Source organism: Burkholderia sp. 22PA0099 (assembly GCF_047497165.1).
Taxonomy (GTDB): domain Bacteria; phylum Pseudomonadota; class Gammaproteobacteria; order Burkholderiales; family Burkholderiaceae; genus Burkholderia.
In genome coordinates this window covers 931731-953546 of the sequence record NZ_CP163164.1, presented here as the reverse complement: position 1 = coordinate 953546, position 21816 = coordinate 931731, and the positions used below count along the sequence as shown (strand labels likewise).

At 68.5% G+C, this 21816-nt stretch carries 19 protein-coding genes; 16 read left to right on the top strand and 3 right to left on the bottom strand.

The window, feature by feature from the left end; all coding sequences use genetic code 11:
* Window positions 1-22: 22 nt before the first annotated feature.
* The gene (sctC, locus tag AB4851_RS04180) at window positions 23-1831 is read left to right on the top strand and encodes a type III secretion system outer membrane ring subunit SctC (protein WP_414448564.1); all 1809 of its coding nucleotides are present in this window, start codon (window positions 23-25) and stop codon (window positions 1829-1831) included.
* Between the two features lie 149 nt (window positions 1832-1980).
* Window positions 1981-2853: a phage tail tip lysozyme gene (locus AB4851_RS04175; protein WP_414448563.1), complete on the top strand. Its 873-nt coding sequence runs from the start codon at window positions 1981-1983 to the stop codon at window positions 2851-2853.
* Between the two features lie 88 nt (window positions 2854-2941).
* Here the strand turns inward: AB4851_RS04175 and AB4851_RS04170 are convergent, their stop codons facing one another.
* Complete coding sequence (locus AB4851_RS04170) at window positions 2942-4048, bottom strand: winged helix-turn-helix transcriptional regulator (RefSeq protein WP_414448562.1); 1107 nt, start codon at window positions 4046-4048, stop codon at window positions 2942-2944.
* 386 nt (window positions 4049-4434) lie between these two features.
* Entirely contained in the window at window positions 4435-5085 is a 651-nt protein-coding gene (locus AB4851_RS04165) for a DUF3455 domain-containing protein (RefSeq protein ID WP_414448561.1), read from the bottom strand.
* A gap of 285 nt (window positions 5086-5370) precedes the next feature.
* Between AB4851_RS04165 and AB4851_RS04160 the strand changes: the two genes are divergently transcribed.
* The 3 genes from AB4851_RS04160 to AB4851_RS04150 all read left to right on the top strand — a co-directional run bounded on the left by AB4851_RS04160 (window position 5371) and on the right by AB4851_RS04150 (window position 9118).
* Entirely contained in the window at window positions 5371-6567 is a 1197-nt protein-coding gene (locus tag AB4851_RS04160; RefSeq protein ID WP_414448560.1) for a hypothetical protein, read from the top strand.
* 169 nt (window positions 6568-6736) lie between these two features.
* Entirely contained in the window at window positions 6737-8563 is a 1827-nt protein-coding gene (locus AB4851_RS04155; RefSeq protein ID WP_414448559.1) for a type III effector HrpK domain-containing protein, read from the top strand.
* 33 nt (window positions 8564-8596) lie between these two features.
* On the top strand, window positions 8597-9118 hold the full coding sequence (locus AB4851_RS04150; RefSeq protein ID WP_414448558.1) for a GNAT family N-acetyltransferase: 522 nt from the start codon (window positions 8597-8599) through the stop codon (window positions 9116-9118).
* Window positions 9119-9179: 61 nt separating this feature from the next.
* On the opposite strand, the gene AB4851_RS04145 is transcribed toward AB4851_RS04150, so the two are convergent.
* On the bottom strand, window positions 9180-10091 hold the full coding sequence (locus AB4851_RS04145) for a LysR family transcriptional regulator (RefSeq protein WP_414448557.1): 912 nt from the start codon (window positions 10089-10091) through the stop codon (window positions 9180-9182).
* Between the two features lie 161 nt (window positions 10092-10252).
* Here AB4851_RS04145 and AB4851_RS04140 point away from each other — a divergent pair, with 161 nt between their 5' ends.
* From AB4851_RS04140 to AB4851_RS04090, 11 genes are all read left to right on the top strand, one after another.
* A complete protein-coding gene (locus tag AB4851_RS04140) occupies window positions 10253-11101 on the top strand; it encodes an ABC transporter permease (RefSeq protein ID WP_414448556.1) in 849 nt (282 codons plus the stop codon).
* 4 nt (window positions 11102-11105) lie between these two features.
* The gene (locus AB4851_RS04135) at window positions 11106-12164 is read left to right on the top strand and encodes an ABC transporter ATP-binding protein (RefSeq protein WP_414448555.1); all 1059 of its coding nucleotides are present in this window, start codon (window positions 11106-11108) and stop codon (window positions 12162-12164) included.
* Between the two features lie 85 nt (window positions 12165-12249).
* Window positions 12250-13338, top strand: coding sequence for an extracellular solute-binding protein (locus AB4851_RS04130; RefSeq protein WP_414448554.1), 1089 nt, complete (start codon window positions 12250-12252; stop codon window positions 13336-13338).
* Window positions 13335-14177: an ABC transporter permease gene (locus AB4851_RS04125; protein WP_414448553.1), complete on the top strand. Its 843-nt coding sequence runs from the start codon at window positions 13335-13337 to the stop codon at window positions 14175-14177. The genes AB4851_RS04130 and AB4851_RS04125 overlap by 4 nt, the downstream gene beginning before the upstream one ends.
* 70 nt (window positions 14178-14247) lie before the next feature.
* Window positions 14248-14703 carry a TIGR00725 family protein gene (locus tag AB4851_RS04120; RefSeq protein WP_414449132.1) on the top strand — a complete coding sequence of 152 codons (456 nt, stop codon included), beginning with the start codon at window positions 14248-14250 and terminating at the stop codon, window positions 14701-14703.
* Between the two features lie 77 nt (window positions 14704-14780).
* Complete coding sequence (locus tag AB4851_RS04115) at window positions 14781-15980, top strand: porin (protein WP_414448552.1); 1200 nt, start codon at window positions 14781-14783, stop codon at window positions 15978-15980.
* A gap of 266 nt (window positions 15981-16246) precedes the next feature.
* A complete protein-coding gene (locus tag AB4851_RS04110; RefSeq protein WP_414448551.1) occupies window positions 16247-17677 on the top strand; it encodes an amidase in 1431 nt (476 codons plus the stop codon).
* A gap of 10 nt (window positions 17678-17687) precedes the next feature.
* Window positions 17688-18620, top strand: coding sequence for a DeoR/GlpR family DNA-binding transcription regulator (locus AB4851_RS04105; RefSeq protein WP_414448550.1), 933 nt, complete (start codon window positions 17688-17690; stop codon window positions 18618-18620).
* On the top strand, window positions 18598-19908 hold the full coding sequence (locus AB4851_RS04100) for a Zn-dependent hydrolase (protein ID WP_414448549.1): 1311 nt from the start codon (window positions 18598-18600) through the stop codon (window positions 19906-19908). Before AB4851_RS04105 ends, AB4851_RS04100 begins: the two co-directional genes overlap by 23 nt.
* Window positions 19902-20858, top strand: coding sequence for a phosphotransferase family protein (locus AB4851_RS04095; RefSeq protein ID WP_414448548.1), 957 nt, complete (start codon window positions 19902-19904; stop codon window positions 20856-20858). Before AB4851_RS04100 ends, AB4851_RS04095 begins: the two co-directional genes overlap by 7 nt.
* The gene (locus AB4851_RS04090) at window positions 20855-21793 is read left to right on the top strand and encodes a phosphotransferase (RefSeq protein WP_414440837.1); all 939 of its coding nucleotides are present in this window, start codon (window positions 20855-20857) and stop codon (window positions 21791-21793) included. Before AB4851_RS04095 ends, AB4851_RS04090 begins: the two co-directional genes overlap by 4 nt.
* The last annotated feature ends 23 nt before the right edge of the window (window positions 21794-21816 follow it).

The following is a 21816-nucleotide window of genomic DNA, read 5'->3' as shown; positions in this document are numbered from 1 at the left end:
CCATCTTCCCGAATCGACATCCATGAGAGCGAAGAAGCTTGTTGCCGCCGCGTGCCTCGCGGCGGCGCTGTCTGCCTGTCTGTCCGATGCCGCGTTCGCGGCGCCCGTGCGGTGGCGCAGTGCGACGGTCCACGTACAACTCGATGGCAAGGACCTGAAGGACGTGCTGCGCGATTTCGCGGCCAGCCAGGGTATTGCCGCCTCGATCGCGCCCAATGTGGCGGGCACCGTCACGGGCCGTTTCGACCTGTCGCCGCAGCGGTTCCTCGATACGCTGTCGTCCACCTTCGGCTTCGTCTGGTTCTATGACGGCAACGTGCTGTCGATCAGCAGTTCGAACGATGTGACGCGCCAGGTGCTGCAACTCGATCACAGCGAGATCGGCCAGTTGCGCTCGTCGCTCAAGCAGATCGGCCTCGACGATCCGCGCTTCCCGCTCACCTACGACCCGGTGTCCGGCACCGTGCTGGTCAGCGGTCCCGCGCAATACGTGCAGATGATCGCCGACGTCGCGCAGCGGCTGGACGCGAGCACCGGCCACCGCAACGGCTCGGTGATCCGCATCTACAAGCTCAAGAACGCCTGGGCCACCGATCACGACGTGCAGGTGGACGGCGCCAAGGTGACGGTGCCGGGCGTGGCCACCATCCTCGGCAACATGTACAGCGTGAAATCCGGCTCGACGGGCGGCCAGCCCAGCTCGGCGCCGAACATGCAGCGCGTGCAGTCGCTCAACGACGTGTCCGGTTCGTCCACCGGCATGATGGGCAGCGGCGGCGGCAGCGGGATGCAACCGCCGCCGTTGCCGCCGTCGATGTCGGGCTCGCAGTCGGTGGGGCAGGCCGGCCAGGCGTTCGGCGGCGCGTACGACAACAACAACGCCGGCTACACGCGGCGGCGCGGCGGTTCGGGCGGCGACGTGGCGGTGACCGACGGCAGCGACGGCCTGCCGGTGATCCAGCCCGATCCGATCACCAACTCGGTGTTGATTCGCGATACGCCCGATCGCGTCGGCCAGTACGGCGACCTGATCCGGCAGCTCGACGTGCGGCCGAAGATCGTCGAGATCCAGGCGCACATCATCGAGATCGACGACGACACGCTGCAGCAGATCGGGGTGGATTGGCGCGCGCACAACAGCCATGTCGATTTCCAGACGGGCAACGCGGCGCAGGCGCAGAACACCTACGACGGTCAGCTCAATCCGATCTTCGGCACGGTGGCGCAATCGACCAGCGGCTCGTCGAGCACCACCGGCTCGCTGGTCAACGCCACGCCGGGCGGCGCGGCGCTGTCGGCGGTGGTGGGCGGCGCGGGGCGCTACCTGCTGGCGCGCGTCACGGCGCTGCAATCCACCAACAAGACCAAGATCGACGCCTCGCCGCTGGTGGCGACGCTCGATAACGTCGAGGCCGTGATGGACAACACCACGCGCTTCTTCGTGCGGGTGCAGGGCTATACCTCGGCCGACCTGTACAGCGTCTCGACCGGCGTGTCGCTGCGCGTGCTGCCGCTGATCGTCGACGACGGCGACAAGACGCGCATCAAGCTCAGTGTGCACATCGAGGACGGCCAGTTGACCCAGCAGCAGGTGGACAACATCCCGGTGATCACGACCAGCCAGATCAACACGCAGGCGTTCGTTGGCGTGGGCGACAGCCTGCTGATCGCGGGCTACACCACCGACACGCAAACCAACGGCGTGACCGGCGTGCCGTTGCTGTCGCGCATCCCGCTGCTCGGCGCGCTGTTCCGCTATCACAGCGACGATCACTCGCACAACGAGCGCGTGTTCCTGCTGACTCCGCGCGTGATCGACGCGGGCGTCTGACACCGGAGCCGGCGGCTGATTTCCGAGCGTGCCGGCTCGGTTCGCATATCGGTGGATCGCTTCGCACGGCGGCCCGAAGGGCCGGATGGGCACACCCTATAGTCGGACGAGTCGGCATTGCCGCCGATCATTCCGTGGGGGAGTCGTTCATGTCGTTATCCATCAATTCCATGTCGACGCAATCGCTCGACCCGTCGTCGCTCTCCACGAGCGGCAGCAGCGGGTCGAACGCGGCGTCGCTGATGCAGGTTCTGCAGCAGATCGCGCAGATGATTCAGGAAATTACCCAGGCACTGAAAATGGCCGCCTCGGCCGACCAGGACGGTTCGGGCCTGGGCGGCGGAGGCGGGGGTGGCGGAGGCGGCGGCATGCCGCAATCGCTGGCGGCTGCGCCTGGCGGCGGTGCGGGCGGAGGCGGCGGGGTGCCCGCAGCCGGTGGCGGAGGCGGGGGTGGCGGCGGCACGCCGGCCGTCAGCGATTCGCCGGCCGGAAGCGGCAGTGGCAGCGGCACGCCGGTGCAGGCCTCGGCCGGCACCACCGGCCCGAGTTCGGGCACCGACGTGTCGAGCCTCGGCGGCAGCAACGCCGACAAGATCGCGTCGTTCCTGCAGAACAACCTCGGCCTGAACAAGGACGCGGCGGCCGGCGTGCTCGGCAATCTCCAGCAGGAGAGCGGGCTCGAATCGGACATCAACCAGGGTGGTGCGCGCGGCGGCCCGTCGGCCAACAACGCCGACGACAACCAGAACGGTTACGGCCTGGCCCAATGGGGCGGCGTGCGCAAGGAAGGCCTCGAGCAATTCGCCGCATCGCAGGGCAAGCCGGCCAGCGACCTCGGCGTGCAGCTCGACTATCTGGCGAAGGAAGTCGGCGAAAAGCCGGGCCTGGTCGATGCGCTGAACAGCGCCGGTTCGCCCGACGCGGCCGCGAAGGTGTGGGATCAGCAGTTCGAGATGGCGTCGGACCCGCAGATGCAGAACCGCAACCAGTACGCGGAGCAGTTCGCGAGCCAGGGGCTGTAAGCGCGACGCGCGCCGATGGAACCTCGATGAAAAAACGGCCGGCATTTCCATGCCGGCCGTTTTGCGCTGTGCGGCGCCGCGAGGGGCGTCAGCCGTCGTTGCGCGGCAGGGAGAGCACCGGCAGGCGGATGGAGTCGGACGGCGAGCCGTCGTCGCGCATCGCCTTCGCGATCATCGTCACGCCGATATTCCACGGGTTCGCATACGACGCCCACGGCTGCGCGAGCGCGGCCGTCGCGCTGTGACGCGCGTGCACCGTCGGCCCGTTGGCCGGCGCTGCAACGTTTGCGCGATCGGCTGGAACCAGCAGCGCGGACGCGCGCGTTTGCGGCGGGCAGGCCGGCGCGGCTTCCTGGTGCGTGCGCGGCGGCGCGGCGTCGAGTTCGTCGAGCAGGTCCGGCAGGCCGTCGTCGGCCATCGCGAGATCGTTCGGAGAACTGTCGATCACGCCGTCGGTCTGTTCGATCCGGTAGCCGTGGGCATACATGGTGCGCAGCGCGACGCCGGCTTCGCCGGTCAATTCGAGCTTGCGGCGCAGCTTGTAGATATGTTGTTCGAGACGCCGACCGACGATGTCTTCCGTGCTGCCCCAGATCGCGCCGGCCAATTGGCGGCGCGTGACGTATTCACCGGCGCGCGAGAACAGCAGCCACGCGATCGCGAATTCGCGCGTGGTGACGCGCACGCTGCGGCCCGCGATCTGCACGGTGCTGGCCTGCTGATCGAGCGTATACGCACCGAGCGTGACGCGCTGTTCGTCGCGCGGCGCCGGTTCGGCCTCGACGCGGCGCATCGCGCGCAACGCACGGGCGGCCAGTTCGTTGCGATCGAACGGGGCGAGCACGACGTCGTCGGCGCCGGCGTCGAACGCGCGCTCCAGGCTGTCGCGATCGGTAAACGTGCCGACCACCAGCACCGGTGCGCGGCGGCCGCCATAGAAAGTGCGGCGGGCGAAAACGGTGCGCGTGCCGTCGATGCCGGTGGCGGCGTCGACCAGAATCACGCGGTAATCGTCCCGATACAGGCCGCGCGCCAGCGCGACATCATCATCGAATTGAATGCATTCGATCGATGCGTCGAGAAAATGCTGGCGCAGTCGTTCGAACATGCTGACGTTGGGCGTTAATACGGCGAACTTCAACCTGAACCTCCTTTCCTTGTCCCGGCGTGCAATGAACCGGCAGGCTACTGGCACGGAGCGAAATTACAGGCATAGAAATTCCAGGGGTGTAACTTATTGTTAACCGTGGGAAAGAAAATGAGAGTTTTGAAGTACTAAAAGTGAAGGTTTTTCGAATCGTGGAACGCAATGTTTAGTTTTTAATCTAAACAACATGTTTCCTAATGTACTTGTAAGCTTAAATCGCGTGTCTTCAGACAAGATTGTAATTTCAATGAAAGATACCTGGAAATAGGTATAAGTGGTATCGAATCGATTACATTTCAGTTTGTAAAGTTAGATGAGATTTGGTGAGTAATGCTCGGCATTACTTGAAAGGCACGCTCGAATTTCCATGTATATGCAACGGAAATGCGCAAAGAACCGCTATCGCGCTTTCATAAAGAAAACAAAAAGACCTGCTATTGAGCGAGCGGTGACGTGCGGTAAAGCTGGTAGGTCGCGAAGTACGGCACGTAGAGCTGCGTACCCTCCACGCGGCAGGCGTCGCTGGCCGGAATTCCGCCTCGCGTATTCATTCTGATCACCGCGCTGATGTTCGTCATGCGGCCGCCCTGGCCGTCGCCGGCGCGCGTGCTCGCATCGATCCCGTAGCGCACCCACGGCAACGCATTGGCGTCGACGATGGTGGCCGCCAGCGTCTTGCCCACCGCGAAGCTGCCGTCATGGGCGAGGAAATAGCGGCCCGGCGTGACCGAGCCGACGCTCTGGCCGTGCGCGTCGATCAACGTGGCTTCCGGCCCATAAGGTTGCCAACGCAACGTCTGGCCGGCCGGGCTGCCCGGCGCGCCGGGTTCGAGCGCCGTCACGCGATGACATCGATAGACCTGGTCGCCCGCCGCCGTCAGCGTCTCCTGCCACAGCTCGGCGGTGGGGCCGCGCAGCGAATCGGGCACGCCCGCATCGGGCGGACCGGGCGGCGGCGGCGTCGCGCAACCGGCGAGTGTGGCGAGCAGCGCGAGCGCGGCCGGCGCCAGGGCGCGGCGGCGCGGGTTCGCCGGGGCGAAGGCCTGCGATGCCCGGAGGCGGTCGACGAACGGAAAAGCGTGCATGGCCGCGAACGGAAAGTCGGTAAGCCCTTATCAGACAGGAAGCGGGGCAGGTACGCGCGCGGCAACCCGAAGCATTGCGCGGCGACACGCAACGATCCCCCGCGCGCCGCTGCGTGTCGCTGCGCATCCCTTGCTCGTGCTTCGCATTTCCGGCAGGACGTTCGGATTGCCGAAGTTTCGCGGCGCGCCCGTTGACTAACATTGGAAACGGCATAGCGCCTCCTGTGACAGGCGGCATATGACGTAAACGCAGCACGTCTATTTCGGACCCACATAGGAGGCCACATGAATGTAGCTGGCGGAATTGGAGTCAACCTGCAAAGCCCGATCACCAATGCGGGCAATGCAGCGAGCCTTTCGGCGCAGATCATGCCGATGCTGCAGCAGACCGAGCAGATGGTCAGTCAGCTGGCAGGCTCGGTCATGCAGCAACTGATCGGTCAGATGCAGCAGGAACTGAAGCAGGCCCAACAACTCGCGCAGACGCTCGGCGGCGGCGCGGGCAATGCGACCGGCGCGGGTGACGGCGCAGGTGGGGCTGGCGGTGCGGGCGCAGGCGCCGGCACGGGTGGCGCGGGCGATGTCGGTGGCGATGCCGGCGCGGGCGCGATCGGCGGCGCGGCCGGTGCGGGCGCGGCGGACGGCTCGGGCATGACGACGCAGTCGGCGGCGGGTGCGCTCGCGTCGTACATGTCGCAGAACAACATCGGCTCGATGGACCCGAACGCCCTGTATCAACTGGCGCAGAACCCGCCGGCCGGCACGCCGCCGGACGTGCAGAACGCGGCGAAGTTCATGCTGCAGAACCCGGACGTCTTCAAGGCCATCGAAACGCACGACGTGGCGGGCGCGGATGGCGTGGCAGGCCAGGGCGACATGCAATGGGCCGCGCAAGGCGGTGCCGATAACGTCGCCAGCGGTGCGGGCGGTGCAGGCGATGCAACCGGCGCGGGCGATGTCGGCGGCGATTCGACCACGGCCGGCGACGGCTCGGGCGCGGCATCGGGCGGCGCGCCGATGACGATGCAATCGGCCGCGGGCGCACTGGCTGCCTACGCGAATCAGAACGGCATGAGCACGGTCGATCCGAACGCGCTGTACCAGATGGCGATGAACCCGAAGTCCGGCGAATCGCAGGATGTGCAGAACGCGGCGAAGTTCATGTTGCAGAACCCGGATGCCTTCCAGGCCATCGAGACCAACGACGTCAAGGGCGCGGACGGCCTGTCGTCGATCGCGAACCTCGAGAAGGCCGCGCAAGGCGAAATCGCCGACCCGACGGCCGGCGCCGGCTCGACCGCTTCGGCCTCGGCCTCGCAACCGATGGGCGGCATCTCGCCGGAAATGTTCATGCAGATGGCCGGCATGGGTGGCATGGGCGGCCTGATGGGCGGCCTCGGCGGCGGCATGGGCATGATGGGCGGCATGGGCGGCCTGCAAATGCCGAAGGCGCAAGACAGCGACGACGACGACAACGCGTAAGGCTCGCGGCCGGCCCGCTCCGCGAGGAACGGGCCGCGTTGTCGGTTATACGCGTCCTCGCGGGGCGGCCGTGCCGCCCCGCGTTTCCCATTCCTAAATTTCGATACCGCGTTCCATGACCTCGCTCTCATCTCTTTCGTATTCTTCCCCGTCCGTCAACGATCCGTCGATGACGGGCACGAGTGATTCATCGGGCGGGATGCAGTCCGGCCTGCAGATGATGGAAAACCTCAACTCGCAGCTCCAGCAGATGGTGCGGGCGTTGATGGAGGCGGCACAACAGCAGCAGAGCAACAGCGGCGACGCGGGCGGCGATTCGTCCGCCTCGGGCAGCGGCAGCGGCGGCATGCAGATGCCGCAATCGGACCCGTCCTCGGCGCTCGATGCGACGGGTGGCGCGGGCGATGCGTCGGGTGCGGCCGGTGCCGCCGGTGCGGCCGGCGGCGCGGCCACGGCCTCGACCGACGACGGCAAATACGCCGCGCTCGATCAGTACAGCCAAACGAACGATCAGTCCGACATGTCGAAGTGGGCCGATCTCGCGCCGGCCGACCAGGGCGCTTCGCTGGAGCGTCCGCTGGCGGCCATGCAGATCCTGAGCGGCAAGACCGGCCCCGACGGCCAGCCGCCGAGCGACGCGCAGAAGGCGGCGGCGATGCAGTTCGTCAACGACAACCCGACGCTCAAATCGGCGTTGCAGAACACCGGCGCGCTGAAGTCCGACGGCACGGTCGATACGAAAAAGATGCAGGGCTTCATGGGCCAGGTCAGCACCAACCTGAGCCAGGCCGATTCGGATATCAAGGACTACATGAAGAAGCATCCCGACGCGGATGCCGATTCGGTCAACGTCGAACGTTCGGCGGGCCTGATGAAGGCCTATAACGCGATCACGGGCGAATCCGAAGGCCACAAGTCGAACGGCAAGAACGGCAACAACTACACGCACGGCGGCAAGAGCGGCGGCGGCCTGACGACCCAGCAGCAGGTCGAGGATCTGCAGAAGAACTCGGGCTTCAGTTCGGCGCTCAAATCGGCCGCCACGGCGTTCGGTTCCGACGGCGGCTTTGACGATCTGGATCGCAGCGGCGACGACAAGGCCACCCACAAGCGCGATCAGGTCTATTCGACCAAGAACCTCGATCACTTCCTGTCCGACGATGCGCCCACCACCCAGGCCGGTTCGCAGCAGTTCCTGCAGAACGCGAGCCTGGAGAACATCACCGGCAACACCGATATCAGCAGCCTGAACGGCGACGTGATCCAGAACCCGCAGAACTACTCGCCGCAGCAGAAGGCCGCGGTGATGGTGAAGCTGATGGAAACGCTGGTGGACGTGCAGGCCGGCGGCTCGGACAAGCTGCGCAACGTCGACAAGACGGTGGCGGCGCTCCAGCAGGACATCCAGAAGCTCGCGAGCGACCCGGACACGGCCGCCTATCTGCAGAAGACGGTGCCGCCGGAAATGCAGCAGATGTCGGGCGAATTCCAGGGCGCGGGCGGTGTCACGTCGGCGGGCGGCGGCGACTCCGGCTCGGACGGCACGGCAGCGGCCGGTGGCAACGGCCAGAACCCCGGCCAGACCATCGACGACGTGCATCGCGGCCTGAGCGACGCCAAGACGGTGGCGCAATCGCTCGGCGATCTTGCCAAGGGTGAAGGCTCGATGGGCCTGAGCGGCGACGCCGCGGTGGGCGAAGCGGCGGCCGGTGCCGCGGAAGGCGGCGCCGAAGGTGCGGCGGCGGGCGCGGAAGCGGCCGAAGGCGCGGCAGCCGGCGTGGAAGGCGGCGCGGCGGCAGGCGAGGGCGTGCTCGGTGCGGTCGGCGGTGCGATGGCGGCAGCCGCGCCGGTGATGGCGGTGGGCGCGGCGGTAGTGGGCGTGGCGGGCATCATCTTCGCGATCGTCGAGGCCGTGAAGAAGCACAACGACCAGAAGGCGTTCGCCTCGAACGTCAACCCGACGCTGCAACAGTTCGGCATTCCGCTGCCGTCCTGATCGTCGGCATTCCCAACCGTACCGGAGGCCCGCATGCGCAGCCTGGTATTCGACCGTCACGACGAGGTCAACCTGTTCGTGGCGTCGCGCACGGGCGAGGAGCGTTACGACGACGCGCGCGCGATCGGTCTCGCCAAGGATGGCGAGCTGGTCGCGGGCGTGGTGTTCCAGGGGCACAACGGGCCGAACCTGTTGATGCACTTCGCGCTCGGCGCCTCGCGGCACGTCATCACGCCGGCCTTCGTGGCGGCGGCGTTTCTCTACCCGTTCGCGATGCTGCGCTGCCGGCGCGTGACGGGCCTGGTGCGCGTCGACAACCCCGAGGCGCAGCGGCTCGACGAGCATCTCGGCTTCGTGCGCGAGGGCGTGATGCGCGGCGCGGCCGGCGACGGCACCGATTTCATCCTCTACGGCATGTTGCGCGACGAATGCCGCTACATACGCGGGCGTTATCTGAAGGCGTTCCTGAAGGAGACCGAAGGGATTCCGGACGAGGCGGCAATGCCGCAGGCCGATACAGTGGATACGGACGAGCCGGTGCGCGCGGCTGCCTGAAAGCACGCATTCCTCCGGCGTGGCGCTGCCGTTTCGTCATCCTCAGGGATGACGAGCCGCGTCACGCCCCTGCCGTTTGCGGCGCGGCGAATTCCCCGAGCATCCAGTCGCGCAGCTTGCGCAACGCCGCGCTCGTCTCGAAGCGCTCGGGCGTGTAGCACAGGTAGTGGCCCTGGTTGTCCACCTCGACCGGCGCGTCCACCGGCTGCACCAGCGTGCCCGCGTCGAGCGGCGAGCCGATCAGGAAGGCCGGCACCAGCGCGAGGCCGAGCCCGGCCTGCGCGGCCTGGATCAACACCGCATATTGCTCGAAGCGCGGCCCCGCGAACGCGTTCATGCGCGTGACGCGGTGCCGTTCCGACCATTCGAACCACACGCTCTCGGCCTGCTCGTGCACCAGGCGCGGCGCGTCGGCCACGTCGGCCGGGGTGCGCAGCGCATGTTTGGCCGCGAACTCGGGCGAGCAGACCAGCACGAACGTGCGGCCCGCCAGGTAATCGCAGCGCACGCCTTCCCAGCGGCCGTCGCCATAGCGGATCGCCGCGTCCAGCCCGAACGGGAACGGGTCGCCGTGCGCCAGATGGCGGCGAAAGCTCAACGTGACGTTCGGCGCGGCGGCCACGAACGCCGGCAGGCGCGGCACCAGCCACTTGGTGGTGAAGGTCGGCACGCTGGCGATGGTCAGCAGGTCGCTGTCCTCGCGCACACTGAGCAATTCGAGCGAGGCGTTGCCGATCTCGCGCAGCGGCCCCGTGACGCGCGCGTGATACACCTGCCCGGCGCGCGTCAGCGACAGGTTGCGCCCCTCCCGCACGAACAGCTTCACGCCGAACAGCGCCTCCAGGTTGGCGATCTGGCGGCTGACCGCGCTCGGCGTGAGGCCCAGCTCGCGCGCGGCATACGAAAAGTTCAGATGTTTGGCGGAACTGGCGAATGCGTGCAGTTCGGCGATGTTCGGATACAGGTGCTTCATCGCGAGGTGTTCCGGATTCGCAAGGGTCGATGCGCACTTTGTACGTTTTTTTCATGACGATGCCATGTCGAAAACGCACACTGGCGGCCGTCATCGCGAAGCCAAGCTGCTGATTCAACGAGGTTTCGCGCCGTTTCATCCGCTCGCCCACGGACGCCTCGATGTCTTTCTCCCCAGCCACGGCCGCCGCCGCTGGTGTTCCCATTCGTCGCAGCAATCGCGCGCCGTCGCCGGGCCGCGTGCTGGTGCGGGCCGTGGTGGCGCTGTTCGCGCTGTACCTGCTGCTGCCGATCGCGCTGCTCGTGATCGGCTCGACCGGGCAGAGCTGGACCAACACGCTGTTGCCCACTGGTTTCACCGGCCACTGGTACGCGGACCTCGCGGCCGATACGAGCTTTCGCCGCGCGTTCGGCACCAGCTTCGTGGTGGCGCTCGCGTGCTGCGCGCTGAACGCCGTGCTCGGCGTGCCGCTCGCCTACGCGCTGCACCATCGCGCGCGCCGTGGCGGCGGGCTGGCCGCGCGGCTCGTGATGCTGCTGCCGATCGCGGTGCCGGCGCTCACGCTGGGATTCGGCTATATCGCCGTGTTCGGCGGCGACACGCTGCCGTGGCTCGGCACGCTGTGGCTGATGATCGCCGCGCACGCGGTGCTGACGCTGCCCTACCTGCTGCAAACGCTGCTCGCCGACCTGCGCCACCTCGACCTGGCCACGCTCGAAGCGTGCGCCGCCACGCTCGGCGCCACGCCGCGCCGGCAGTTCTTCACGATCGTGCTGCCGAACCTGCGCCACAGCCTGTTCGCCGGGCTGGTGATGGTGGCGGCGCTGTCGATCGGCGAGTTCCAGATCTCGAACCTGATCGCCGGCTTTCGCTACCGCAACTATCCGGTAGTGCTGCTGCAGGCCTTCTACGGCGCGTCGGGCTTCGCCTGCGCCGCCACCGTGGTGCTGCTGGTGCTCGCGATCGCCGCGACGCTGGCCTCGGTCGCCACCGTGCAACGAATCAAGTAACGCCATGAGCCTCGAATTCGACAACCTCAGCTACACCTACCCGGGCGCGTCGCACGGCATCGCGAACCTCTCGCTGGCCGCCGCGCAGGGCGAACTGCTGGCCGTGATCGGCCAGAGCGGCTCCGGCAAATCCACGCTGCTGCGCCTGACCGCCGGCCTGCTGACGGGCTACGCCGGGCGCATCGCGATCGGCGGCGAGGACGTGGCCGCGCAACCGGTGTGGCGGCGCGGGGTGGGCATGGTCTTTCAGCAGTACGCATTGTTTCCGCACCTGAGCGTGGCCGACAACGTCGCCTACGGCCTGAAGATGCGCGGCGTGGCCGGTGCCGAACGGCGCCGGCAGGCGCTCGCGATGCTCGAACGCGTGGGCCTCGCGAGCCACGCCGAGCGGCGGCCGGCGCAGTTGTCCGGTGGTCAGCAGCAGCGCGTGGCGCTGGCTCGCGCGCTGGTGATCGAGCCGCGCGTGCTGCTGCTCGACGAGCCGCTGGCCGCGCTCGACGCCGGCATCCGCCATCAGTTGCGCGACGAGATTCGCGCGCTGCAACGCGCCTGTGGCGCGACCACGCTGTTCGTCACGCACGATCAGGACGAGGCACTGAGCATGGCGGACCGCGTGGCGATCGTCGAGGGTGGCCGCGTGCTGCAGGTCGGCACGCCGCGCGAGCTGTACGAGCAACCGGCCTCGGCGCGCGTGGCGCGCTTCATCGGCCATTCGACGATCCTGAGCGGGCGCGTGGTGGCCACCGATCGCGTGGACGTGGGCTTCGCGACGCTGTGCGCCGCGACCGGCGCACATCGCGAGGGCGACGCCGTCGAACTGCTGCTGAGGCCCGAGCATGTGCAGGCCGATCCCGCGCCGGGCGGCGTCAACCTGATTCGCGGCGCGTGCGGCGAGGTGCGCTACTTCGGCTCGACGCACCGCTACGATTTCCTGCCGCACGGCGCGGCCGCGCCGCTGGCCGGCGAGGGCCGCGAGGTCGCGCGGCACAGCATCGCGATCGACCCGCGTCATTTGCGCGTGCTGCCGGTGGCATCGAATCCGACGGTTGCGCCGAATGCGTGAAGCCGCTTCCCACCCGAACCACGCCGCCGCTCGCGCTTTCGCGCTGCGGCCCCAACCCGATCACCCCGTCTCCCGGAGAATCCCGATGTTCGCAGCACTCGCCCTGACCCAACGCATGCGGGCCGTCGCGCTCGCGCTCGGCACGCTGCTCGCGTGCACCGCCCACGCCGCGCAAGCCGCGCCGCTGTATGCCGGCGAGGACGCGCTCTACCAGAAGGCGGCCGACGAAGGCCTGGTGGTGTCGTTCGACACCGGCCCCGAGTGGGCCAACTGGAAATCGCTGTTCGCCGAATTCCGCAAGCGCTATCCGAAGGTGGAGATCACCTACAACGACATCGGCTCGGCGGCTACCGTGGTGGCGCTCGACAAGTCGCGCCGCCGCCCGCAGGCCGATACCGCCTACTACTTCGCCGCTTCCGCGCTCGACGCGAAGGCGCGCGACGTGGTCGCGCCGTTCAAGCCGCTGAACTTCGACAAGCTGCCGCCGGTATTTCGCGACGCCGACGGCCGCTGGTTCACCGTGCATTCGCTGAACATCGCGTTCCTCGTCAACCGGAAGCTCGTGAAGGACGTGCCGCAGCGCTGGTCCGATCTGCTGAAGCCCGAGTATCACAACGCGGTGGTGTATCTCGATCCGCGCTCGACGGGCCAGGGCCAGGTGGACGTGTTCGCGGCGGCCTACGCGAACGGCGGCAGCGTGGACGATCCGAAGCCGGGCGCCGATTTCTTCGGAAAACTGAAGACCGCCGGCAACGTGCTGCGCGTGGAGGGCACCACGCCTTACGCGAAGTTCGTCAAGGGCGAGATCCCGATCCTGATCGGCTACGAGAACGACGGCCTGAAGGCGAAGTACGCCGACGGCATGGGCGACGCGGCCGAGGTGGTGATTCCGCAGGACGGCAGCGTGTCGGCGCCGTATGCGATGAGCCTGGTGAAGAACGCGCCGAACCCGTCGGCCGCGCAGCTGTGGTTGAACTTCGTGATGAGCGACGCGGGGCAGGCGCTGTTCGCGCAGGGCTACGTGCGCCCGGCCGTGCCGGGCGTGGCGCTCGCGCCGGACGTCGCCGCGAAGATGCCGAACGCGCCGCAGGTGCGCCCGCTCGACGTGGTGAAGGCCGCCGCGAAGAAGGCGCAGGTCGACCAGCTCTGGTCGCAGGCCACGCTCGGCCAATGACGCGGGCGACCTCTATCGAACGCCGCGACGCGGGCCTGTTGCGCCGCTTCGGCGCGGCGCCGGCCGCGGTGTTGTTCGCGATCGCGTTCGCGCTGCCGCTTGCGGCGCTGGTGGCATCCGCGTTCGACGGCGGCGGCCGTGCGTTCGGCGCGGTGCTCGGCGATCCGCTGGTGGCCGATGCGGTGCTGCGCTCGATCGGGCTGGCGGCGGCCACCGCCACGCTGTCGAGCGCGATCGGCGTGGCGCTGGCGATTGCGCTGGCCGGGCAGCCGCCGGCACGACGCCGGTTCGCGCTGGCCGTGCTCGGCGTGCCGCTGGCGTTCTCGGGCCTGGTGATCGCCTACGGCTTCATCCTGAGCTTCGGGCGCGCGGGCTTCGTGACGATGCTGCTCGCGCGGCTCGGGGCCGATCCGTCGCGCGTGGGCGGCGTGATCTACACGAGCTTCGGGCTGGCGATCGCGTATGCGTACTACCTGATTCCGCGCGTCGCGCTGATGCTGTATCCGGCGTTCGCGAACTTTGACCGCCGGCCGCTCGATGCGGCGCTGACGCTCGGCGCGCGGCCGTGGCGGGCCTGGATCGACGTGGCATGGCGGGAGCTGTGGCCGTCGATGGCGGCGGCCTGGTGCCTGGTGGCGGCGATCGCGCTCGGCACCTACGGCACCGCCGTGGCGCTGGCCGGCACGCAGATCAACATCCTGCCGCTGCTGATGTACCTGAAGCTGTCCGACGGACAGACCGATTTTTCGCAGGCAGCCGTGCTGTCGATCCTGCTGACGGCGCTGTGCACCTGTGTGCTTGCAATAGGGGAATGGATTGTCAGACCAAGGCAACACTGAACGCGCGGCGCCGGCCCAGGCCGCGCTCGCGGAACTGGCGACCCGCCAGCGCGGTGCGAACCGGCTGCTGATGCCGGTCGGCGTGATCGGCCCGCGCGCGGCCACCGACGAACAACTGCGGGTGGCCGAAACCATTGCGCATGCGCTGGCGCAGGCCGGCATGGCGATCGTCGGCGGCGGCAAGGGCGGCGTGATGGAAGCGGCCGCGCGCGGCGCGCATCGGGCCGGCGGCATCGCCATCGGCCTGCTGCCCGAGGACGACGCGGAAGGCGCGAACCCGTACCTGAGCGTCGCGCTGCCGACCGGGCTCGGCATCACGCGCAACGCGCTGATCGCGCGCTCGTCGCTGTGTCTTATCGCGGTGGGCGGCGGGCTCGGCACGCTGTCCGAGATCGCGCTCGGGCTGCAATGGGGCAAGCCGGTGTTCGCCATCTGCGATGCACCGCAGGTCGCCGGCATCGAGACGTTCGATTCGGTGGATGCGTTGCTGGCGCGCGCGGCGCGTTGGCTGGGTTTGCTCGCTTGATCGGTTGATCGACTGAGCTTGGCAACGGGGTTTCGCAGTACAGGTTTTTCCGTCAACTAAAAGTAGGATTACTAATCATGAAGAAGACCTTGATTGCGTCGTGCCTGCTCGGCGGCGTGGCCGCCGGCGCGCACGCGCAAAGCAGCGTGACGTTGTACGGGATCGTCGACAACGGCCTGGCCTGGCAGAACAGCGCCACCTCGCTCGGCTCGACCTCGGGCGGCCATTCGCTGACCAAGATGACGTCCGGCGTGTGGGCCGGCAGCCGTTTCGGCCTGAAGGGCAGCGAGGATCTGGGCGGCGGCACCAAGGCGATCTTCACGCTCGAAGCGGGCGTGAACACCGCGAACGGCACCTCGCAATTCACGGGCGGGATGTTCACGCGCCAATCGTGGGTGGGCCTGACCGATGCGCGCTTCGGTACGCTGACCGCCGGCCGCCAATACACGGCCTATTACACGATTCTGTCGCCGTGGAGCCCGACCACCTGGCTGACCGGTTATTTCGGCGCGCATCCGGGTGACATCGATTCGCTCGACAACATTTACCGCGCCAACAACTCGCTGGTCTATCAGTCGCCCACGCTCGGCGGCTTCACGTTCGCCGCGTCCTATGCGTTAGGCGGCGTGCCGGGCAGCGTCAACGCCGGCTCGACCTGGAGCGCGGGCCTGCAATACGCGAACGGGCCGGTGGGGATCGGCGCGGCGTTCCAGCGCGTGAACAATTCGACGCCGGGCGGCGGCGCGTGGGGCGCATCGTCCACCACCTCGAACGGCGGCGCGGAAACGGCCGTGTCGGCGATCAACAACGGCTACCAGACGGCGCAGGCGCAGCAGCGCTTCGCCGTGACGGGCGGCTACCGCTTTTCGGATGCGTGGGATGTTTCGGCATCCTATTCGAATGTGCAGTACATCCCGGGCGCGGGCTCGTCGTTCCGCAACACGGCGATCTTCAACACGGCCGGCGCGGTGCTGCATTTCCACCCGTCGTCGTCGTGGGATTTCGCGGGCGGCTACAGCTATACGCGGGCCACGCTTGCCAACGGCGTGGCGAACGCCGCGCAGTATCACCAGTTCTCGATGTCGCAGTACTACAGCCTGTCCAAGCGCACCGGCCTCTACGCGGTCGAGTCGTACCAGCGCGCCAACGGCGACACGCTGTCGAGCACCGGCAAGGTCGTGATCGCCACGCCTTCGCTGGGCGACGGCTTCGCCGCCACGCCGGCTTCGTCGCGCAGCCAGGTGGCGCTCGGGGTGGGCGTCGTGCACCGGTTCTGAGCGTGGGAGCGGGCCGCGCCGGTGCGCGCGGCTCGCTCCGCTTTTTCCACGCGAATTCGTCAGACCTCGCAACGGCCGGCGTGGCAAGCACGCCGGCCGTTTTCGTCATGACGGTGCGCCTGCCCCGCGAGCGTGCAGGCGAAAACCACGCGCTGCACCAATTCCACAAAATCAACAAATACAACAAAACGGGCTTGACATCATTTATTGGCCTGCCTGTAATGGATCGCATCGCCCGGGTTGCCGGGCCTTGCTTCGATCCCGTGATGAATCCCCGATACCGTAACGATTTCATGCCGACCGTCAGTGCTGCCGCCGCCGATATTCGGTCGGGCGGCCTGACGCCGTCCGCGCTCGTGCAGCATTGCCTGAAATCGATTGAAACCCACAATGCCACATTGAACGCGTTCGGCGACGTGTACGCCGAAGCGGCGGCCGACTACGCCGACACGCTGACGAAGGAAGCGGCCGAGGGCCGGTTTCGCGGGCCGCTGCACGGCGTGCCGTTCGGCATCAAGGATCTGTTCGCCACGGCCGGGCTGCGCACCACGCGCGGCTCGCTGACTTCTGCAAATTACGTGCCGTCGGACGACGCGCCGATCATTCGCCGCCTCAAGGCGGCCGGCGCGATCCTGATCGGCAAGACGGCCACCACCGAGTTCGGCTGGAGCGGCGCGAGCCTGTCGCGCGTGTTCGGCGACGGCCGCAACCCGTGGAACCCGGCGCTGACCAGCGGCGGTTCGAGTTCCGGTTCGGCGATCGCGGTGGCCGCGCGCATGGTGCCGGCCGCGCTCGGCTCGGACGGCGGCGGATCGGTCAGGATTCCTGGTAGTTTTTGTGGCGCGTTCGCGCTGAAGGGCTCGCTGGGCCGGATTCCGACCTGGCCGTGGTCGGCCACCGAAATGCTCAGTCATGCCGGGCCGATCACGCGCACCGTGCGCGACAGCGCGCTGCTGTTCGACGTGCTCGCCGGCCCCGATTCGCGCGATCACCAGGCGCTGCCCGCGCCCGGCGAATCGTATGCCGCCCGCTGCGATGCACCGCTGCCGCCGCTGCGCGTGGCGTTCTGCCCGACGCTGTTCGGCGTGGAGGTCGATCCGCAAGTGGCGCGTGCGGTTGCCGCCGCCGTCGAGCAGATCGCACGCACGCTGCCGGTGGAGATCGACACGCCCACGCTCGATTGGCGCGATCCGCTGCCGACGTTCGAGGCGCTGTGGGTGGCGGGGCGCGGCATCGTCTACGGCAACACGCTGCGCGATCGAATGGCCGAACTCGAACCGGGCTTCGCGGCGCTGATCGAGCGCGCGTCGAGCTACGATCTGGCGGCCTATCTCGCGGCGGTGCAGCAGCGCGCGGCGTTCGCGTGCGAGGTGCATGCGCTGTTCGATCGTTACGACCTGCTGATCACGCCGACGCTGCCGATCCTGCCGTTCGAGGCGGAGCGCATCGCGCCGGCCGATTTCGACACGCGCGGCAGCGCCGTGCCGTGGGCGCGGTGGACGCCGTTCACCTACCCGTTCAACCTGTCGGGCCACCCCGCCGCGAACGTGCCGTGCGGCTGGAGCGAGGCGGGCCTGCCGATCGGCATGCAGGTGGTGGGGCCGCGTCACGCCGATGGCGCGGTGCTGCAGTTTTGCGCGGCGTTCGAGGCGATCGCGCCCTGGGATCATCGGCTGCCGCCGATGCTCGGCGCGTAAGGCGGCCGCCATGTACCGCGCGAACTCGATCTCGACCGCCGCCGCGCCGCGCTCCGTGTGCGACGCGTTCGGCGCCTGCCGCGCCCCGGCGCGCGCGCATCGCGCCGCCGCTCGCGGCCACGCCGTGCGGGTGCGCGGCCCCCGCTACACTGGCGGCATTCCCGCGACCGAGACCGTTCTTCCCATGCTGAATCAGCCCCGCCTTCAAGAAATTCTGCGCCTCCTGAGCCAGCAGCAGCGCGTGAAAGCCGCCGATCTCGCCGCGTCGCTGCTCGTTTCCGAGGAAACGATCCGCCGCGATTTCAAGTACCTCGAATCGCTCGGCAAGCTGCGCCGCATTCACGGCGGGGCGATCCTGCCGAAGCTCAGTGAAGAGCAGCCGCTGCAGGTGCGCAACCGGGTCCGCACGCAGGCGAAGGCGCGCATGGCCGAATGCGCGGCGCAACTGGTGCAGGACGGCATGGCGTTGTTTCTCGACACCGGCACCTCGACGCTCGCGCTGGCCCAGGCGCTGACGCGCTTCGCGGGGCTGCGCATCGTCACCAATTCGCTCGACATCGCGATGCTCGTCACGCAGCAGAGCAGCAACCACGTGGTGGTGACGCCGGGCGACGTGCGCCGCAACGACAACGCGCTGGTCGGCCCGCACACGCTGGCCTTCGCGCGGCAGTTCCATTACGACATCGCATTCATGGGCATCGGGGGCGTCGATCTCGACCTCGGCCTGATGGATTACGAGGAGCCCGAAGCAATGTTGCGCCGGACCCTCGTGGAGCACTGCGTGCGCAGCGTGATCCTTGCCGACGACGGCAAGTTCGGACACCGCACGTTCATCAACACGCTGCCGTTCGTCGCGGTCTCGGCGCTGGTCACCAACCGGCCGCCGCCCGACGATTATCGTCAACGCCTGGAACAGGACCATGTCGACCTACTTCACCCCTGATCTGCCCGGTGCGCTCGATGCGCCGGGCGCGGACACGGCGCGCGCGTTCGACGCGCTGTTCCGCGCCACTTCGGCCATCGGCGCGACGCACGCGGGCGGTTTGCACCGGCTCGCCGCTTCGGCCGAGGACGGCCGCGTGCGCGATCTGCTGCGCGACTGGCTCGCGCATCACGGCTTCGCGGTGCACGTCGACCGGGTCGGCAACCTGTTCGGCCTGGCCGAATTCGATCCGGCCGCGCCGTGGGTGCTGTGCGGCTCGCATCTCGACAGCCAGCCGAGCGCCGGCCGCTTCGACGGCGTATACGGCGTGCTGGCCGGCGCGGTGGCGGCGGCATCGATCGTCGGGCGGTTTCGCGCGGCCGGCGTGCGGCCGGCCTGCAACCTGGCCGTGGTGGACTGGACCAACGAGGAAGGCGCGCGCTTCCAGCCGAGCCTGACGGGCAGCAGCGCATTCACCGGCGCGATGACGGTGGACGCCGCGCTGGCCTGCACCGACGCGCAGGGCGTGACGTTGCGGCAGGCGCTGGCCGGCATCGGCTATCTGGGCGACACGATGCTGGACCTGCCGCTGGCCGCCTATGTCGAGATGCACGTCGAGCAGGGCGCGCGGCTCGAACGCGACGCGGTGCCGATCGGCGTGGTCGGTTCGACCTGGGCCGCGCTGAAGCTGCGCGTGCGCTTCGACGGCGAGCAGAGCCATACCGGCCCGACGCCGATGGCCGAGCGGCGCGACGCGCTGCTGGCGGCGGCGCAGGTGGTGACGGCGGTGCACGCCGAGGCGAGCCGGCACGGCGAGCGCATGCACAGCTCGGTCGGCCGCCTCGACATCTATCCGAACTCGCCGAACGTGGTGCCGTCGCGCACCACGCTGCATGTCGAATTCCGCTCGGCCTCGACCGACCTGCTCGACGGCGCGGCGCAGCGCTTCGACGCGACGCTGGCCGAGATCGCCGCGCACACCGGCACGCGTGTCGAAATCGAAAGCCGCCAGTTGCGCGCGCCGCTCGCGCTCGACGCCGGGCTGGCCGCGCTCGCGCACGAGGTCAGCGCCTCGCTCGGCCTGCGTTCGGCCGACAGCGTGACGGTGGCCGGCCACGATGCGATCAGCCTGAGCCGCGTCGTGCCCGCCTGCCTGTTGTTCGTGCCGAGCCGCGGCGGTGTTTCGCATAACGAAGCGGAATTCACCGAGGACGCCGATCTGCACACCGGCCTGCGGATGCTCGAAGCCCTGCTGGAGCGGCTGTGCCTGTCGGCCGTGCCGGCACGCCGAGCGGGGCCGCCATGGTGAACGAAACCCCCGAACTGCTGCGGCTCGCGCACACGCTGGCCGAAGCCGGCATCGGCGCCGACGCGCGCATCGTCGCGGGCACTGCCGGCGTGGCCTCGCCGATGCGGCTCGCGACCGAATGGGCCGGCTTCACGGTGGAGCAGGGCGGCGCGACCTGGTACGCGAAGGTGTTGCACGACGATGCGCGGCCGCTGGTCGATGCGTCATGCAGCGCGCGCGCCAGCCGGGCCGCCGCCGAGGCGGGCGCGGCACCGGCGTTGCAGGTGGCCGACACGGCGCGCGGCGTGCTGTTGTTCGATGCGCTGCCGGCCGAGGCCTGGCGCTGGGCGCGCATCGACGATCTGGCCGCGCCCGAACCGCTGGCGCGGCTCTGGGCACGCAAGCGCGCGGTGCATCGCGGCCCGTCGCCGGGCTTCGAGCGGTCGCTGGCGGCCGATCTCGTGGCGCTGCGCGCGCTGTGCGTGCGCGATGCGGTGGCGCTGCCCGCCGGCCACGCGTGGCTCGACGAATGCGTCGATCTCGCCTGCGCCGTGCTCGACGGCGCGCGCACCGACAGCGTGCCGCTGCATGGCGACGGCGTGGCGTCGAACGTGATGGTGGGCCCCGACGGCGCGATGCTGCTGATCGATTTCGATCGCGGCGGGATCGGCGACCCGTGGTACGACGTGGCGACCACGCTCAACGAGCTGGCGCAGTTCGACGCGCAGTGGCGCGACGGCATCGCGCTGTGGGCCGGCCGTTGCGACGAGGCCGATTACGCGCGCTGCCGGCTTTACGCGATCGCCGACGATTGGTACTGGACGTTGTGGGGCCTCTGGCTCGGCGCGACCTCGCCGCGCCGGCTCGAATTCACCAAGCTCGCGCAATGGACGCTGCTGCGTTGCCGGCAGGCGATTCACGATGCGCGTTTCGAAGGCTGGCTGCGCATGCTGGGAGGGCGGACCTCATGATGACGCTGGGCGAAGCCCGCTCTGCGGGCGAACACGCGATCGAGGCGGCGATCCGCTGCGTGCCGGATTGGGACGACGGCCGCCGCGTGCGCTACGCGCCGGTGGGCGGCGGCATCTCGAACGCGAACTGGCGCGTGGAAGTCGAGCGCGAACCGACCGCGTATTTCTTCAAGGTGCCGGGGCGCGGCACCGAGATGTTCATCGACCGGCGCACCGCGCACGAGGCCAGCGTGAAGGCCGCCGATTCCGGTTACGGCGCGCCGGTGTTCGCGTTCCTCGAATCGTGCGGCGTGGAGGTGTTCGCGTTCATGGAGGGTTGGCGCGCGTCGTCGAATCTCGATTTCGCCGACGGCACGATCCGTCACAACGCGCTGCGCGCGCTGAAGGCGTTCAACGATCAGCCGCTGCTCGCGCAAACCAAGACCGCGTTCGACATGATCGACGAGCATCAGCACCAGGTCGAGACGCTGCACGCCGTCACGCCGCCCGACCATGCGTGGCTGTGCCGCCAGTTCCGGCGCGCGCGGCAGGCGCTGGCGGCGTCGGGCATCGATCTCGCGCCATGCATGAACGACACGCTGGCCGGCAATTTCATGCTCAACGAGGCGCGCGAGATCATGCTGGTGGATTTCGAATACGCGTCCAACAACGATCGGCACTACGAGCTGGCGCTGTGGTTCGGCGAGATGTTCTTCGATGAAGATGCCGAGCTGGCGCTGATCGAGGATTACTTCGGCCGCGCCACGGCGCGCGAGATCGCGCGCGTGCAGCTCTACAAGGCGCTGGCCGACCTGAAGTGGTCCACCTGGGCGATGGTGCAGCGCGCGGTATCGACGATCGATTTCGATTTTCATAAATACGGAACCTGGAAGCACATGCGCGCCCGCGCCGTGATGCAGGATTCCCGATGGGAGACGTGGCTGAGACAGGCTTGATTGGGGGCGGGGCCTGGGCGAAC

Excerpts from the sequence above, each read along its gene's own strand:
- AB4851_RS04125 (WP_414448553.1), top strand. The coding sequence starts at position 13,335 with ATGACGCGGGCGACCTCTATCGAACGCCGCGACGCGGGCCTGTTGCGC.
- AB4851_RS04115 (WP_414448552.1), top strand. The coding sequence starts at position 14,781 with ATGAAGAAGACCTTGATTGCGTCGTGCCTGCTCGGCGGCGTGGCCGCC.
- AB4851_RS04155 (WP_414448559.1), top strand. The coding sequence starts at position 6,737 with ATGACGGGCACGAGTGATTCATCGGGCGGGATGCAGTCCGGCCTGCAG.
- AB4851_RS04120 (WP_414449132.1), top strand. The coding sequence starts at position 14,248 with ATGCCGGTCGGCGTGATCGGCCCGCGCGCGGCCACCGACGAACAACTG.
- AB4851_RS04090 (WP_414440837.1), top strand. The coding sequence starts at position 20,855 with ATGATGACGCTGGGCGAAGCCCGCTCTGCGGGCGAACACGCGATCGAG.
- sctC (WP_414448564.1), top strand. The coding sequence starts at position 23 with ATGAGAGCGAAGAAGCTTGTTGCCGCCGCGTGCCTCGCGGCGGCGCTG.
- AB4851_RS04135 (WP_414448555.1), top strand. The coding sequence starts at position 11,106 with ATGAGCCTCGAATTCGACAACCTCAGCTACACCTACCCGGGCGCGTCG.
- AB4851_RS04100 (WP_414448549.1), top strand. The coding sequence starts at position 18,598 with ATGTCGACCTACTTCACCCCTGATCTGCCCGGTGCGCTCGATGCGCCG.
- AB4851_RS04110 (WP_414448551.1), top strand. The coding sequence starts at position 16,247 with ATGAATCCCCGATACCGTAACGATTTCATGCCGACCGTCAGTGCTGCC.
- AB4851_RS04145 (WP_414448557.1), bottom strand. The coding sequence starts at position 10,091 with ATGAAGCACCTGTATCCGAACATCGCCGAACTGCACGCATTCGCCAGT.
- AB4851_RS04095 (WP_414448548.1), top strand. The coding sequence starts at position 19,902 with ATGGTGAACGAAACCCCCGAACTGCTGCGGCTCGCGCACACGCTGGCC.
- AB4851_RS04105 (WP_414448550.1), top strand. The coding sequence starts at position 17,688 with ATGTACCGCGCGAACTCGATCTCGACCGCCGCCGCGCCGCGCTCCGTG.
- AB4851_RS04165 (WP_414448561.1), bottom strand. The coding sequence starts at position 5,085 with ATGCACGCTTTTCCGTTCGTCGACCGCCTCCGGGCATCGCAGGCCTTC.
- AB4851_RS04140 (WP_414448556.1), top strand. The coding sequence starts at position 10,253 with ATGTCTTTCTCCCCAGCCACGGCCGCCGCCGCTGGTGTTCCCATTCGT.
- AB4851_RS04160 (WP_414448560.1), top strand. The coding sequence starts at position 5,371 with ATGAATGTAGCTGGCGGAATTGGAGTCAACCTGCAAAGCCCGATCACC.
- AB4851_RS04130 (WP_414448554.1), top strand. The coding sequence starts at position 12,250 with ATGTTCGCAGCACTCGCCCTGACCCAACGCATGCGGGCCGTCGCGCTC.
- AB4851_RS04175 (WP_414448563.1), top strand. The coding sequence starts at position 1,981 with ATGTCGTTATCCATCAATTCCATGTCGACGCAATCGCTCGACCCGTCG.
- AB4851_RS04150 (WP_414448558.1), top strand. The coding sequence starts at position 8,597 with ATGCGCAGCCTGGTATTCGACCGTCACGACGAGGTCAACCTGTTCGTG.